The organism is Plantibacter sp. MMLR14_011 (assembly GCF_001865025.1).
Lineage (GTDB): Bacteria > Actinomycetota > Actinomycetes > Actinomycetales > Microbacteriaceae > Plantibacter > Plantibacter flavus_A.
In genome coordinates, this window is record NZ_MJGW01000010.1 from 84,859 (window position 1) to 99,291 (window position 14,433).

The following is a 14,433-nucleotide window of genomic DNA, read 5'->3' on the forward strand; positions in this document are numbered from 1 at the left end:
CGCGCTGACCTGAGACCTCCCCTCCGGGTGCCGGCGCGGTGCGCCCACGTGAATGGCGCACACCCGGCGTGAGCGCTCCCCGCGCGCGTGAGCGCGGGGCTCCGGAGGGGCGCGCTCACGTCACAGGTCCGCGCCCACGTCAGCGCACCGCGCTGGCGCAACCGGACCGGGCTACTTCTTGCGGTCGAGGACCGCGAAGCGGAAGGTGTAGGTGGCGTCGAGCGTGTCCTCGAGGCCCGTCACGTTCTTCTGGGCGAGGACCGTCTCGGTGCCCTGGAGGAGCGGGATGATCGGAGCCGCGGTCGCGGTCAGCGCCTGGATCTGCTCGATCGCCGCGATGCGCGCCGCCGGGTCGGTCGCCGTCGCCTCGGTGTCGATGAGCGCGTCGACGGCCGGATCCGAGTACCCGTTGGCGACGGACGCCCCGGTCGTCGAGTACGCCGAGCGCAGGAAGTTGTCGGGGTCCGGGTAGTCCGGGAAGAACCCGAGCTGGTACGCCGGGTAACCGGACTCCGGGTTCAGCTCCTTCACGTAGCTCGTCCACTCCGTCGACTGCAGGTCGACGGTGAACAGACCGGACTCCTCCAGCTGCGACTTGATGAGCGCGTACTCCTGGTCGGAGTCGGGGCCGTAGTGGTCGCTCGTGTACTGGATCGGCAGAGCGACGGGGGTGCTGACGCCCGCGGCCGCGAGGATCGCGGCAGCCTTCGCCGGGTCCGGCGCGTCACCGTACGCGGTCTGGAACGCGGGCGTCGCCCCCGTCTGCCCGTCGAGCACGACCGAGTAGGCCGGCGCGTAGGTGCCCTTGTAGACCTGGTCGGCGATCTCCTCACGATCGACGAGCGACGCGACCGCCTGCCGGATGGCGAGCTTCTGCGCGTCGTTCGCACCCGGCTGGGTGTTCAGGTTGAACGTGAGGAACCGCACCGAACCGCCCGGCCCCTCGACGACCTGCAGGTCGGAGTCGCTCCGGAGGTCGGCGACGTCCGTCGCGGTCAGCGAGCGGTAGGCGATGTCGACGTCGCCCTTCTCCAGGTCGAGCCGCAGGTTCGACGCCGTCGTGTACGGCTTGAGCACGACGTGCTGCGTCTTCGCGCGGGTCCCGGAGTAGCGCGAGTTCGCCTCGAGGGAGAGCAGCCCGCCCGCCTGGTAGCTGTCGACGGCGTAGGGGCCGGAGCCGATCACGTCGTCGTCGCTCAGCAGCTCGTCAGCAGGGAAGGCCTCTTCGTCGACGATCGGCCCGGCCATGCTCGTGAGCACGTAGGGCCAGGTCTGGTCGTTCGGCACCTTGAGGTGGAAGACGACCTGGTTGTCGTCACCCTCCTCGACGCTGTCGAGGTTCGCGAGCAGCGGCGACGGGCCGTTGTCGGCGGCGATCTCACGGACGCGGGTGAAGGAGTAGACGACGTCCTCGGCCGTGAGCGCGTGGCCGTTGGAGAACGTCAGCCCCTCCTTGACCGTGCAGACGTAGGTGGTCTCGTCGGTGAAGTCGCACGATTCCGCCGCGTCGGGGGCGGGGACGACGTCGCCCTCGTCGTAGCTGAGGAGGTGCTGGTAGATCTGGTTCTGCGGCGTGAAGGATCCGCGATCCCAGGCACCGGCCGGGTCGAGCGAGACGATCTGATCGGTGGTGCCGATGACGAGCGCGGTGGTCGTGGTGGTGCCGCCCTGGGCCGTGCAACCGGTGAGGGCGGCGACGACACCGAGGCCGACGGCGACCGTGGCGAATCTGGCGGATCGGTTCATGGAGCGGTTCCTTCGGGTGACTGCGGGAGAGCTGATGCTGATGGCGCGACGGGTACCGCGTGGGCGGCGAGCGCGAACCTCGGGTGCGGTTCGGCTCCGTCGACGAGATCGGCGATGAGGCGTCCCAGTACCGGGCCGAACTTGAACCCGTGACCGGAGAATCCCGTCGTGACGATGATGCTGTCGATCCGGTCGATCACGAAATCCTCGCTGGGGCTCAGATCGTAGAGGCAGCTGATGGTATGGGGTGCGGACGCGTCGACACCGGGCACCCATTCGGCGACGTAGGCGGTGAGCCGCGCGAGTTCCTCGGGTTCGGCGAGGCCGTCGCGTTCGTCGGGGTGGACGTGGACGGCACCGCCGTGCAGCCCGACCTTGACCCCCTCGCCCGGCGTCAGCAGCCCGTACACGCTCGACCCCTCGGCGGGGTAGTGGACGAAACTCGGCCAGGCGTCGGCGCCCAGCCCGCTCGGGAAGTGCGCGGGCTGGACCTGCGTCACGACGATCTCGGGCAGCGGACGACCGACGCTGCGAGCGAGTGCGCCGACGAGGTCGGGCGTCCAGGAGCCGGCCGCGACGACCACGTTGTCTGCGATGACGTCGCCCAGCTCAGTGCGGACGACGGCGCCGGCGACACCGGCGACACCGGCGGTCGGATCCGTCGCATCGACGCCCGCCACCCGCACGCCGAAGCGCAGGGTCGCTCCGGCCACCTCGGCGAGGTCGAGCAGGGCCTCGATCGCCTCGGCGGAGTACAGTCGACCTCCGGTCGCGTGGTGGAGGACCTCGCGGTCGAACCGCAGTCCGGGCCAGCGGTCGCTCGCCTGATCCGGGGTGAGGCGCTCCGACGCGACCCCACCTCGGGTCATCGCCGCCTCGATCGCTGCGAGCATCTCGGGGCGGCCGTGGTCGAGCGCGCCGGTGAGGTCGAGCAGCTTCCGCCCGCTCGCCGATTCGAGCTCCCGCCAGGCCGAGAGCGCCTCGGACGTCAGGGCGACGTAGTCGTCGGCGTCGTAGCCCTGACGGAAGATGCGGGTCGCTCCGTGGGAGGAGCCGTGCTCGTGACCGCGCGGGTACCGCTCGAGAAGCAGGACGTCGCGGCCCTGCTCGGCCAGCGAGCGTGCAGCCGCCGCACCGACGATCCCGGCACCGATGACGACGACCTCGGCGCGCGCCGGCAGCGCGGTCGGCGTCGCGTCCGCTGCCGGACCCGGCGCGGTCATCGGCCGGACTCCGCAGGCAGGCCCGACTCCGTCGTGACGCGCTTCGCTGCGGTGGCGCGCGCGTCGACCGCTCGACGAGCCGGCATCGCGGCGGCCACGGCGGCTTCGTCGGCGAACGGACGGGACGGGAACCGACCGGGGGCGTACCGCGACGCGTCGACGAATAGGCTCTCACCCGTGACGATCAGTTCGGCGAGCATCCGGCCGAGTCCAGGGCCGTGCGTGACCCCGGACTCGTTGTCGCCGGCCACGACGAACAACCCGTCGAGCTCCGGGACGGACCCCGCGATGAAGCGGCGGTCTGCGGTGTACGACACGATCCCCTGCACGGCTTCGGCGTCGTCGACGACGGGCGCGGCGGCCGGGATGAGCTCGGAGACGATCGGCGACAGGTGCTCGCGCATCGCCTCGACGAGGTCGGGGCGGTCCGGTCGACGATCCGCGGGGCTGTCGCGCACGGCGAGCGCCTCGTAGCCGACGCCGTTGCCGTACGTGAGACCACCGAGGTGTTCCCTGATCCACAGTCCGTCCAGCTCCGGGATCATGAGGGTCGGCACCTCGCCGAGGCCGAACCGGGCGGTGGTCAGGCGGCTCGCGATCACCCGCGCGAACGGCAGCACGCGGTCCGTCGCGGCGAGGAGCTCGTTCGTCCAGGACCCTGCGGCGAGGACGACCTCGTCGCCGAGGACGCGCTCGCCGGTGGCGGTCAGCACGCCGACGGCTCGGCCACCTTCGGCGAGGAGATCGACGACGGGCGTCTGCTCGATGATCTCGACGCCCTCGGCCCGGGCGAGCGCCGCGAGCGCGAGTCCGGCGTCGGGCGCGCTGATCTGGATGCCGTCGGGATGGATGAACGCCCCGACGATGGCTTCGGGGTCGAGACCCGGAACGAGCTCGGCGGTCTCGACGGCGGTGAGCAGGCGGGCGTCCTCGGGGCGGAGCGGGTGCTCGGCGAACGGCAGCAGGTGGTCGAGCACGGCCTGCTCGGTGAGGGCGAGCCACACGTTGCCCGTGTTCCGCAGCCCGATGTCGTATCCGGCAGCGTCGAGCCCGCGGTAGAAGTCGAGGCCGGCCTGCTCGAGGGCGAGTTCCGACTCGTCCCAGTACCAGGCGTAGCCCGCCGCCCAGAGGCCGACGAAGCCCGCTCCGGCTGCGGTCGTCGCACCGGCGGCGGTGCCCGACTCGAGGACCGTCACCCGTCGACCGGCGCGGGCGAGGTGGACGGCGGTCGCCAGTCCGAAGAGGCCGGCGCCGACGATGACGGTGGTTGCGGGGCGGGGGTCGGTCACCCTTCGAGGCTAGTCACTCGCCGTCCAGGAGCCGACCATCCCGCCGCAATCGGACACGTGCGCGTTCGCAACTCAGGAACGCCGCCGGCGTGTCCGCACCCCGATGGACGAGATGGGGGCGACGCCCCGGCGGCGTCCTGAATTGCGAACGGGAAGAGCCGACTAGATGACGCCCTGGGCGAGCATCGCGTCCGCGACCTTCACGAACGCGGCGGTGTTCGCCCCGACGACGTAGTCGCCCGGCCGGCCGTAGCGCTCGGCTGCCTCGTAGGCGGCGCGGTGCACGCCGTGCATGATGCCGCGCAGTTTCACCTCGCTGTCATCGAAGGACCACCGCTGCCGGGCCGCGTTCTGGCTCATCTCGAGCGCCGAGGTCGCCACACCACCGGCGTTCGCCGCCTTCCCCGGGCCGAAGAGGACGCCGGCCTGCTGGAACACCCGCACGGCCTCGGGCGTCGACGGCATGTTCGCGCCCTCCGCGACCGCGATGACGCCGTGCTTCACGAGGGCGATCGCGTCGCGTTCGTGCAGCTCGTTCTGCGTCGCGCTCGGCAGTGCGATCTCCCCCGGGACGTCCCAGACACTGCCGCCGGCGACGAAGTGGGCGCCCTGACGGCGGGCGGCGTACTCGGAGATCCGGCCGCGCTCGACCTCCTTGATCTGCTTGAGGAGCTCGAGGTCGATGCCGGCGTCGTCGACCACGTACCCGGAGGAGTCCGACGCGGTGACGGCGGTACCACCGAGCTGGTGGACCTTCTCGATCGCGTACGTCGCGACGTTCCCGGAGCCCGACACGATGACGCGCTTGCCCTCGACCCCGCGGCCGTCGACGGCGAGCATCTCGTCCACGAAGAACACCGTCCCGTACCCGGTCGCCTCGGTGCGCACCTCGGCGCCACCCCAGCCGACGCCCTTGCCGGTGAACATGCCCGACTCGTGACGGTTGGTGATCTTCCGGTACTGGCCGAAGAGGAAGCCGATCTCGCGCGCGCCGACGCCGATGTCGCCGGCCGGGACGTCGGTGTGCTCGCCGAGGTGGCGGTAGAGCTCGTTCATGAAGCTCTGGCAGAAGCGCATGATCTCGGCGTCCGATCGCCCGTGCGGGTCGAAGTCGCTGCCGCCCTTGGCGCCGCCGATGCCCTGCGCGGTGAGAGCGTTCTTGAAGATCTGCTCGAACCCGAGGAACTTCACGATCGACAGGTTCACACTCGGGTGGAAGCGCAACCCGCCCTTGTACGGGCCGAGCGCCGAGTTGAACTGGACGCGGAAGCCGCGGTTCACCTGCACCCGGTTGCGGTCGTCGGTCCACGGCACGCGGAACACGACCTGCCGCTCGGGTTCGACGAGGCGTTCGAGGATGCCCGCCTCGAGGTACTCCGGGTGTTCCTCGAGCGCCGGGCGGATGGACTCGAGGACTTCGAGGAGTGCCTGGTGGAACTCGGGTTCGCCCGCGTTGCGCCGCAGGGCGGCCTCCGCGACGGCGTGGACGGGGTCGGTGGACGTGGTGGTGCCGGTCACTGTGGTGCTTTCTGATCGGCCGACCAGGCGTCTCCGGCTGTCGCTCGACGGTGGTCGGAGGCAGTGGAGCGCGACTCGCCGGCGGGGAGGTACACGGGCCGTCGTGGGGCCTCGGCAAGCCTGGCAGCCGCGATAGATATCCGTCAAACGTCGACTAGACGAGCCGACCGGACCGGTGGGACGACGGCCTAGAGGTGGTCGTGCTCCGCGGCCTCGCTCGGGATGATCGGGATCGCGAGGGCCGGGAGCACCGCGACCGCGAGGAAGGCGAGCGGATAGCCGACCAGGCCGATGAGCGCACCGACCGCCGGGCCGACGACCGACGCGGCGATGAACTGGCCGGTGTTCTGCGCCCCCAGCGCCCGCCCCGCCCAGGTGGGGCCGGCCATCTCCGCGACGGAGGTGAAGGCGAGCCCGTTGTCGGCGACCGTCACGGCACTGGCGACGACGAGCGCGACGGCGACCGCCACCGGCCCCTGCAGCAGCCCCACACCGGCGAGGAGCAGCATGACGACGACCGCCGACACCGCCACCCAGCGCAGCGGTCGCACCCGGCTGCCGAGGCGGTCGCTCAACACCCCGACGCCGATCCGGCCGACGGCGCCGACGAACTGCGCGACACCGACGAGCGCGCCCGCCGCGAGCGCATTCCAGCCCTGGTCGGCGACGAGCCAGACGAGTGCGAAGGTCGTGAGCGTGAACTGCGGCACCACGAGCAGGATCGACACGGCGTGGATGCGCCAGAGGAAGCCGTCGCCTCGGTAGGGGTTGCGTGGTCGCGCGGTCACGGGGTTCGGCGTCGTCTCCGTCGGGACCGGCTTCGACACCACGGTCCGTGGCGGATTCCGGAGTCCGATCGTGCAGGCCACGGCGAGGACACCCGTCGCGACGAGCGAGATCACGAGGGCGGCGGAGATGCCCGACGCCGCCGCCACGGACGGCACCGTCACCGCGGCCGCCGTGACGCCGAGGGGCTGCGACATCTGGCGGATCCCCATCGCGAGACCGCGGCGGTCCTTCGGGAACCAGCCGACGACGATCCGGCCGCTCGCCGAGTTCGTGCTCGCGGAGGCGGCGCCACCGAGCAGGAGCAGGATCCCGAGCGGACCGTAGCCGAGCGACGGGATGAGGCCGTCCGCGGCGATCGCCCCGGCAGCGGCCAGAGCGGTGAGGGCGAGGCCGCCGGCGATGACGATGCGCTCGCCGACACGGTCGGCCAGCCAGCCCCAGGCGATGAGCGTCAGCACCATGCCGAGTGTGGGGGCGGCGGCCAGGACGCCGGCCTCGGCGAGCGACATGCCCCGCTCGGCGTGCAGGAGCGGGATGAGGAACGCCGGGGTGCTGACGAAGAGCGTGCCGGCGGTCTGCGCGGCGACACCGAGCCCGAGGACGGTCCAGGCCCGACCGGCGTTCGGCATCGGTGGACGCGCCCCGCGAGCGGTCGCCGGGGCCTCGGGGGCTGGTGTCGATCCGGTCATCGTGCCGCTTCCTGCGGTGGGTGTCTCCCGCTGCTAGCATGACGGTACACCATTTTGGTATACCAATTGTCACCGGCCAGATCGGGAACACACATGAGTACTCCGACGCAGACCACGCAGCTCTACGAGCGCCTCCGCGGGGCGATCCTGACCCTCGACCTCGCGCCCGGGCAGCCGCTCACCGAGCGCGGGCTCGAGCAACGGTTCGCGGCGTCACGGACGCCCGTGCGCGCCGCACTCACCCGGCTCGAGGCCGAGGGTCTGGCGCGTCGGGACGGCCGCGGCTGGATCGTGGCACCCATCGACCTCGAGGAGATCGGGCTCATCGCCGAGGTCCGTGAGGCGCTCGAGACCGCCGGCGTCCGGCTCGCCGCCGAACGCGCGACCGAAGCGCAGCTCGCCGCGATCCGCACCCTCCTCGACGAGCCCCGCCCCGACGACGAGCACACGGTCCTCCGCGTCGGCGGCGACTTCCACGAGGAGCTCGCGGCGCTGTCCGCGAACCACCTGCTCGCCGAAGGGGTGCGCGGCGCGATGGTCCGGCTCGCCCGCACCCGTTGGCTCGAGGTGCGGACGCCCGAGGCCCGAGAGCAGGCCGCCACGGAGCACCGCACCATCCTCGATGCGGTCGCGGCGCGCGACCCCGAGCGCGCGGTGGATCTCGTCGCGCGCCACATCCGCGGGACGAACGAGCGGCTCATCGCATCGCTCACCGCCGACCAGCGTCGCCTCCGCGGTCACGGAGTCGACATCGTCAGCTGAACCCCGGCGACACCTCGTCGGCGCTCACAACTCCTGCACCCCGCTGGGGATAGCGTCGACACGCCGTCCCCGACGTCGAACCCGTCCTCGAATGCGGACCGACAGCAGGAGCTGCGCGCGAGCGTGACGGCTCAGTCCTCGAGTGGCTCCGCCGACAGCAGCCCGCGCAACCAGTCACGGGCCTCGATGAACACCTCGTCGTTGTAGCGCGAGTGATAGTCGACGGCGGTGCGGTCGGCGCTCGGGTACGAGCCCAGGAAGATCACGTTCGGGCTGAACCGCCGGAGCCCGAGCAGGGCGTCGGCCATCCGCTCGTCCTCGATGTGGCCGAGGGCGTCGATCACGAAGCGGTAGCGGCCGAGCGCATCGCCGATGGGCCGGGACTCGATGAGACTCAGGTTCACACCTCGCGTGGAGAACTGCTCGAGCATGCCGAGCAGCGAGCCGGACTCGTCGTTCGGCAACTCGACGATGAGGCTCGTCTTGTCGGCGCCCGTCCTGGCCGGGATCTCCCGTGAACGGCTGACGACGACGAAGCGGGTCACGGCGTTCGGGTTGTCGCCGATGTTCTCCGCGAGGACGTCGAGGTCGTAGTGGTTCACGATGCCAGGCGGGGCGACCGCGGCGTCGGCGGTCGAGGTGCCGTCGAGCAGGGAGGCTGCGGCGGCGACGTTGCTCGACGCCGGGATGTGTCCGTGTGAGGGCAGCTTGGCGTCGAGCCAGAGGTGGCACTGCCCGTAGGCGACAGGGTGCGCGTTCACGACCGCGACGTCCTCGAGGCGGGTTCCGGGGCGGGCGACGAGTACGAAGTTCACCGGCACGAGCACTTCGCCGACGATGCGGAGACCGGGCATCGTGGCGAGTGCATCCTGCGCCACCGACACGCCCCCGTCGACCGAGTTCTCGATGGCGATGACCGCGGCCGTGCTGCGGCCCTCGAGGACGTCGCCGAGCGCCTCGCCGACGTTCGACACGGGCTTCCAGATCTGACCCTTGGCCTCCTCGACCTGGCCGAGCGCCACCTCGGTGAAGGTCCCGCTCGGACCGAGGAAACTGTAGCTCCGGAGGGCGTCGTCGGCGGGTGCGGCTGGCATGCCTCCGAGCGTACCGTGTGCTTCGCGACACGCTCTGGAACGGCCGTTGACTCCCATCCAGGTCACATTCGGGTGATTTCCAGGAAGATCGGGCCATTTCGGCCCCGATACCCCCCGTTTTGAGCTATTCAAATCACGCCAATACCCGCCACAATGGATACAAGGGTGTATTGAGCGCTGCCGCTCGTCTCGGGAAGCGAGTTCACGGCCGTTCGTCTCCCCGATCTCGATGCGTGACCCATGTCGCGTGAGGCTCCACCCGACGGGCTGAGACAGGAACAGGAGTGACGTGACGAGTGTCTTCACCGACGCCGCCCCGCGGTCCACTCCACGGCTGAACCTGGCGAGCGGCGGCGAGGCCGTGTTCAGCCTCGGCTCCTCCTGGAACCTCCCGTCGTTGTCGCTGCCGGCCTGGGTGCACCGGCCGATCTCGGCGGCCCGCGCGACTCTCGTCAAGTCGCTCGTCATGACCGTCGCGATCGCCGCGATCCTGGCCGGCGTCGTCACGGTGACGCAGACCTCGACCGCCGGCGCGACCGCGATCTCCGCCGCCGACTTCGCACCGGCGGCCTCCTCCGTCCCGACGATGACGGCCGCCGCCTTCACCACCGCCTACGCCGGCGACCTCGCTGCGGCGGCGACGGCCCTCACGACGATGTCCTCATCGCAGGTCGCGCAGCTGTGGACCGAGCTCGCTCCCGGCTACCGCGCACTGCTCATCACCGGTTACCCGGCGGTCATCGGCAACCTCGAGGGCGTCGCCTACACGGACCGGGCGACGGCCAACGTCTCCCGCCTCGCCGGCCTCCTCGCCGACACCGAGGCGAGCTACCGCTCGCTGACGGTGAGCAGCGACCAGGTCGACGGGCAGGCGGACTCGGCGGCCCTCGCCACGACCCTGTCGCGCCTGGACGCGATCAAGCTGCTCGTCGACCGGTACTCGCCGGACGCGATCGCCGCCCGCCTCCAGCCGGAGTACCTCATCACCTTGCAGGCGGGCGGCTCCGGACCCCCGCGGGTCGCGGTCGCCGTGGGAGACGTGGACACCGCCGCCTACGTCACGGTGTTCGTCCCCGGGATGAACAGCAGCGCCCTCGAACTCGACGACTACCTGCGCGGGGCGAAGCGCATCCAGAGCGCCGCAGCCGACAGCGCGGTCATCCTCTGGATCGGCGGACACAGCCCGAGCGCGCTCGAGGTGCCGTCGAACGACCGGGCGGTCGAAGGGGCACCCCTGCTCGCCGGAGTGCTCGCCGGATACGACGCCGTCCGTTCCGCGCGCGGCATCGTCTCCCAGTTGAGCGTCGTGGCGCACTCCTACGGCACGGCGACGGCCTCGCTGGCGTTGGCGTCCGGCGACTACCACGTCGACGACTTCGTCATGCTCGGCTCGGCCGGCATCCCGACGGAGATCGGGATCGAGGATCTGCACGTCCCGGCCGGCCGCGTGTACGCCTCCCAGGCGAGCGCCGACACCCTCGCCGGTCTCGGCCAGTTCCTGTCCGGTCGAGCCGATCCTGCGATGAGCTCCTGGGGCGCGACCACCTTCGGCTCCGACGGCCTGACGCTAGGCGACGGCGACCACCTCGGCGCCGTCGACGGGCACAACGCGGTCGGGTCGAGCAACGCCGACGACCGGGGGAAGTACCTCGGGCCGGCGACCGAGAGCCTCTACGCGATCCAGCGCATCGTCACGGGTCAGGCGTCCGCGGTCGCCGATCTGACGACGCCCGGGTCGTCCCACCAGCGCGGCTCCGTGCCGGATGCCGCGGGCGTCGGGGCGGGCGCATCCACGACGAGCTCCTCCACGACCACCTCCGCTTCCGCCTCAGCCGCGGCGCTCCTCGCCACGCACTAGTCGACGGCCCTCCACAGGTACCTGGAGCAGCGCCCACTCCACAGATCCGTGTCGGCTCACCCCTGCACCGATGGGAGAAGGTAGCGTCGTTGACATACCGACATACGCCTTCGTAGGCTCGGGTCATGCGAACGACCATCCGACTCGCCGACGAGTTCTACGAGGCCGTCCGCGAGCACGCCTCGCAGGAGGGGAAGACCGTGACCGCCTACATCGAAGAGGCCCTGCGAGCGAAGCTGGCCGCGGCGGCCGCACCGCCCGAGCGGGAGCCGTACAAGGTCGTGCCGTACGGCCGGGGAGGACCCCGCCCAGGAATCGACCTCACGAACAACGCGCAACTCGAGGACATCATGGACGGTTTCGAGTGAAGGTGGTCGACACCAACGTCCTCATCGGCGCGTTCCGACCCGACTCACAACACCACCGCACGCTCGCAACCTGGTTGGAAGATGCCGTCCGATCGAGAGAGCCCCTGGGCGTCAGCGAAGCCGTGCTCGCGGGGTACATCCGGATCGTGACCCAGCGTCGGATCTTCGTCGATCCCACTCCGATCTCCGTCGCGCTGGACCAGATGCAGCGACTCCGCGACGAGCCCGGGGTCCAGGTGGTCCGCCCTGGCCCGTCGTTCTGGACGGTCTTCACCTCGCTCTGTGCAGCGGTCGAGGCCCGAGGCAACCTCGTCTCGGGCGCGGCCCACGCCGCACTCGCGATCGAACACCGGGCCACCTTCGTGACGCTCGATCGCGACTTCGCGCGCTTCCCGGACCTCCGGTGGGAATCGCCACTCGCCACGGGTCAAGCGCCTTCCTGACATCGGTCGTTCCTGCCAGACTGGTGCGATGAACGATCGCGCAGGTACCCCCGCCACCGAAGCAGATCTGATCGACGTCCCGTCGCTCATCGACGCCTACTACACGCTGAAGCCGGACGTCTCGATCCCCGAGCAGCGGGTGGTGTTCGGCACCTCCGGCCACCGCGGCTCCTCGCTGAACACCGCGTTCAACCAGGACCACATCGCCGCGACCACGCAGGCGATCGTCGAGTACCGCACGAGCCAGGGGATCACCGGGCCGCTCTTCATCGGATCCGACACCCACGCGCTCAGTGGGCCGGCGCAGACGACGGCGCTCGAGGTCCTGGTCGCCAACGGTGTGCGCGTCCTGGTGGACGAGTTCGACGACTTCGTGCCGACCCCCGCGCTCAGCCACGCGATCCTCAAGTACAACGCCGAAGGCAACGGCGACCAGGCGGACGGCATCGTCGTCACGCCCAGCCACAACCCGCCGGCCGACGGCGGCTTCAAGTACAACCCCCCGCACGGCGGACCTGCCGACTCCGACGCGACCTCCTGGATCGCGAACCGCGCCAACGAGCTCATCGCCGGTGGGCTGCACGACGTCAAGATGGCGGAACCGTCCGCCGTCGAGACGTACGACTTCCGCGGCAACTACGTCGACGATCTGAAGCACATCATCAACCTCGACGCCATCAAGCGCAGCGGGATCCGCATCGGCGCCGACCCCCTCGGCGGTGCGAGCGTCCACTACTGGCAGGCGATCGCCGACCGTTACGAGATCGACCTCACCGTCGTGAACCCGCACGTCGACCCGGCCTGGGCGTTCATGACGCTCGACTGGGACGGCAAGATCCGCATGGACCCGTCGTCGCCCTCCGCCATGGCGGCGCTCGTCGCACGACGCGACGAGTTCGACCTCCTCACCGGCAACGACGCCGACGCCGACCGCCACGGCATCGTCACGCCCGACGCCGGGCTCATGAACCCCAACCACTACCTCGCCGTCGCGATCGACTACCTCTACGCGAACCGGCCGGGCTGGCGCGACGACGCCGCCGTGGGCAAGACCCTCGTGTCGTCGTCGGTCGTCGACCGCGTGGCCGAGTCCCTCGGACGCCGCCTCTGGGAGGTCCCGGTCGGCTTCAAATGGTTCGTCCCCGGTCTCGTCGACGGTTCGGTCGGCTTCGGTGGCGAGGAGAGCGCCGGCGCGAGCTTCCTCCGCTTCGACGGCTCGGTGTGGACCACCGACAAGGACGGCATCCTCCTCTGCCTGCTCGCCGCGGAGATCCTCGCCGTGACGGGCAAGACCCCGTCGGTGCTCTACCGCGAACTGACCGAGCGCTTCGGCGACCCCGTGTACGAGCGTGTCGACGCCGCAGCCTCGAAGGAACAGAAGGCACGGCTCGGCAAGCTCGACGGCGACGCCATCACGGCGACCGAGCTCGCCGGCGACCCGATCGTCGCGAAGCTCAGCCACGCGCCGGGCAACGACGCGGCCATCGGCGGCGTCAAGGTCGTGACCGAGCACGCGTGGTTCGCCGCGCGTCCGTCCGGCACCGAGGACGTCTACAAGATCTACGCCGAGTCGTTCAAGGGCGCGGAGCACCTCAAGCTCGTCCAGGCGGAGGCGAAGCAGATCGTCGACGCCGCCCTCGGCGCCTAGCTCATCTCCTGGTTCCTGAGCCTGTCGAAGGGCGCACTTCGACAGGCTCAGTGACCGGTCTTCCCTGACGCTACCCCGGTCCCTGAGCGGACGCCCGGTCCCTGAGCCGCTACCCGGTCCCTGAGCCTGTCGGAGGGTTAGTTCAGGTATCCGGGAGCCGCCGGGAGCCCGAAGAACTCTTCGAGCGTCGTCACGCCCGTGTTGTGCATCTCGGTCGCGAGCGGCACGCCGATGTAGCGGTAGTGCCACGGCTCGAACGAGAAGCCGGTGACGTCGACCTTGTCGGCCGGGTACCGCAGGAGGAACCCGAAGCGGTAGGCGTTCGCGGCGAGCCACTGCCCCTCCGCCGTGTCGCCGAAGCAGGTGTTGAGCGAGCAGTTGCCGCTCTCGGCACCGATGTCCATCGTCCAGCCGGTCTGGTGCTCGCTGTAGCCGGGGCGCGCGGTCGTCGAGTCGTCGGGTTCGCTGTCGTACACCGACACCTGGCTCGAGTAGCTGCGATACGCGCTGTTCGAAGCGAGCGACAGGCCGGCCTCGGCTGAGGCGGTGTCGAACAGCTGCACGATCGCGGCGGCGGCCTCGGCTCGCAACAGCGGGTCCCAGGTGTGGGCGACGGGGACGGACACGAGGTCCGGTGGCGTGTAGTCGACCGGGTTCAGCGGCCGGGTCTTGTTGACGACCACCCACGGGCTCAGCGGGTCATCGATCGAGTAGGCGGCCTTGTCGAACGCCGGCGGGGCGGGGGGCGCGACCGGAACCGTCTCCGTCGGCGTGGGCGTGGGGGTCGGCGTCGGGGTGACGGACGGGGTCGCACTCGGTGTCTTCGTGGCGGCGGCCGGGGTGGGCGTGGCGCCGCCGGCGATGTTCACGACGAGCACCACCAGCAGGATCGCGAGCGCGGCGGCCAGGACGCTCAACGCGATCACGCGGTTGCGTCGGACGCGCCGCGAGACCGGGCGTCGGTGGGAGGGCTGGTGGGCTGCGGTCACACGTCGAGCCTAACCGC

Annotated in this window: 12 protein-coding genes; 5 read left to right on the forward strand and 7 right to left on the reverse strand. The window is 70.8% G+C overall.

The features are described from left to right. Window positions 1-171: 171 nt before the first annotated feature. The 5 genes from BIU99_RS07670 to BIU99_RS07690 form a co-directional block, all read right to left on the reverse strand. A complete protein-coding gene (locus tag BIU99_RS07670) occupies window positions 172-1,746 on the reverse strand; it encodes an ABC transporter substrate-binding protein (protein ID WP_071260613.1) in 1,575 nt (524 codons plus the stop codon). Beyond that, window positions 1,743-2,969, reverse strand: coding sequence for an FAD-dependent oxidoreductase (locus tag BIU99_RS07675; RefSeq protein WP_071260615.1), 1,227 nt, complete (start codon window positions 2,967-2,969; stop codon window positions 1,743-1,745). The genes BIU99_RS07670 and BIU99_RS07675 overlap by 4 nt, the downstream gene beginning before the upstream one ends. Continuing rightward, window positions 2,966-4,258 carry an FAD-binding oxidoreductase gene (locus tag BIU99_RS07680; RefSeq protein ID WP_071260617.1) on the reverse strand — a complete coding sequence of 431 codons (1,293 nt, stop codon included), beginning with the start codon at window positions 4,256-4,258 and terminating at the stop codon, window positions 2,966-2,968. Before BIU99_RS07680 ends, BIU99_RS07675 begins: the two co-directional genes overlap by 4 nt. 162 nt (window positions 4,259-4,420) lie before the next feature. Then, the gene (gene gdhA / locus BIU99_RS07685) at window positions 4,421-5,776 is read right to left on the reverse strand and encodes an NADP-specific glutamate dehydrogenase (RefSeq protein WP_071260619.1); all 1,356 of its coding nucleotides are present in this window, start codon (window positions 5,774-5,776) and stop codon (window positions 4,421-4,423) included. A 188-nt stretch (window positions 5,777-5,964) separates the two neighbouring features. Next, on the reverse strand, window positions 5,965-7,254 hold the full coding sequence (locus BIU99_RS07690; RefSeq protein ID WP_371263771.1) for an MFS transporter: 1,290 nt from the start codon (window positions 7,252-7,254) through the stop codon (window positions 5,965-5,967). A gap of 93 nt (window positions 7,255-7,347) precedes the next feature. Here BIU99_RS07690 and BIU99_RS07695 point away from each other — a divergent pair, with 93 nt between their 5' ends. After that, entirely contained in the window at window positions 7,348-8,016 is a 669-nt protein-coding gene (locus BIU99_RS07695; protein WP_071260621.1) for a GntR family transcriptional regulator, read from the forward strand. A 131-nt stretch (window positions 8,017-8,147) separates the two neighbouring features. On the opposite strand, the gene pheA is transcribed toward BIU99_RS07695, so the two are convergent. Continuing rightward, complete coding sequence (gene pheA / locus BIU99_RS07700) at window positions 8,148-9,110, reverse strand: prephenate dehydratase (RefSeq protein ID WP_071260622.1); 963 nt, start codon at window positions 9,108-9,110, stop codon at window positions 8,148-8,150. 289 nt (window positions 9,111-9,399) lie between these two features. On the opposite strand from pheA, the gene BIU99_RS07705 reads away from it, so the two are divergent. The 4 genes from BIU99_RS07705 (at window position 9,400) to pgm (ending at window position 13,427) form a co-directional block, all read left to right on the forward strand. Further along, complete coding sequence (locus BIU99_RS07705) at window positions 9,400-10,968, forward strand: alpha/beta hydrolase (RefSeq protein ID WP_071260624.1); 1,569 nt, start codon at window positions 9,400-9,402, stop codon at window positions 10,966-10,968. 125 nt (window positions 10,969-11,093) lie between these two features. Beyond that, window positions 11,094-11,336: a ribbon-helix-helix protein, CopG family gene (locus tag BIU99_RS07710; RefSeq protein ID WP_071260626.1), complete on the forward strand. Its 243-nt coding sequence runs from the start codon at window positions 11,094-11,096 to the stop codon at window positions 11,334-11,336. A 2-nt stretch (window positions 11,337-11,338) separates the two neighbouring features. Beyond that, on the forward strand, window positions 11,339-11,779 hold the full coding sequence (locus tag BIU99_RS07715; protein WP_231884428.1) for a type II toxin-antitoxin system VapC family toxin: 441 nt from the start codon (window positions 11,339-11,341) through the stop codon (window positions 11,777-11,779). 28 nt (window positions 11,780-11,807) lie between these two features. Next, window positions 11,808-13,427, forward strand: coding sequence for a phosphoglucomutase (alpha-D-glucose-1,6-bisphosphate-dependent) (pgm, locus tag BIU99_RS07720; protein ID WP_064296891.1), 1,620 nt, complete (start codon window positions 11,808-11,810; stop codon window positions 13,425-13,427). 137 nt (window positions 13,428-13,564) lie between these two features. Here pgm and BIU99_RS07725 read toward each other — a convergent pair whose 3' ends face one another. Further along, a complete protein-coding gene (locus BIU99_RS07725; RefSeq protein ID WP_071260628.1) occupies window positions 13,565-14,416 on the reverse strand; it encodes a M15 family metallopeptidase in 852 nt (283 codons plus the stop codon). Window positions 14,417-14,433 lie beyond the last annotated feature (17 nt).

Coding starts and splice junctions, on each gene's coding strand:
- BIU99_RS07670 (WP_071260613.1), bottom strand. CDS start 1,746: ATGAACCGATCCGCCAGATTCGCCACGGTCGCCGTCGGCCTCGGTGTC.
- BIU99_RS07675 (WP_071260615.1), bottom strand. CDS start 2,969: ATGACCGCGCCGGGTCCGGCAGCGGACGCGACGCCGACCGCGCTGCCG.
- BIU99_RS07690 (WP_371263771.1), bottom strand. CDS start 7,254: ATGACCGGATCGACACCAGCCCCCGAGGCCCCGGCGACCGCTCGCGGG.
- BIU99_RS07695 (WP_071260621.1), top strand. CDS start 7,348: ATGAGTACTCCGACGCAGACCACGCAGCTCTACGAGCGCCTCCGCGGG.
- pheA (WP_071260622.1), bottom strand. CDS start 9,110: ATGCCAGCCGCACCCGCCGACGACGCCCTCCGGAGCTACAGTTTCCTC.
- BIU99_RS07710 (WP_071260626.1), top strand. CDS start 11,094: ATGCGAACGACCATCCGACTCGCCGACGAGTTCTACGAGGCCGTCCGC.
- pgm (WP_064296891.1), top strand. CDS start 11,808: ATGAACGATCGCGCAGGTACCCCCGCCACCGAAGCAGATCTGATCGAC.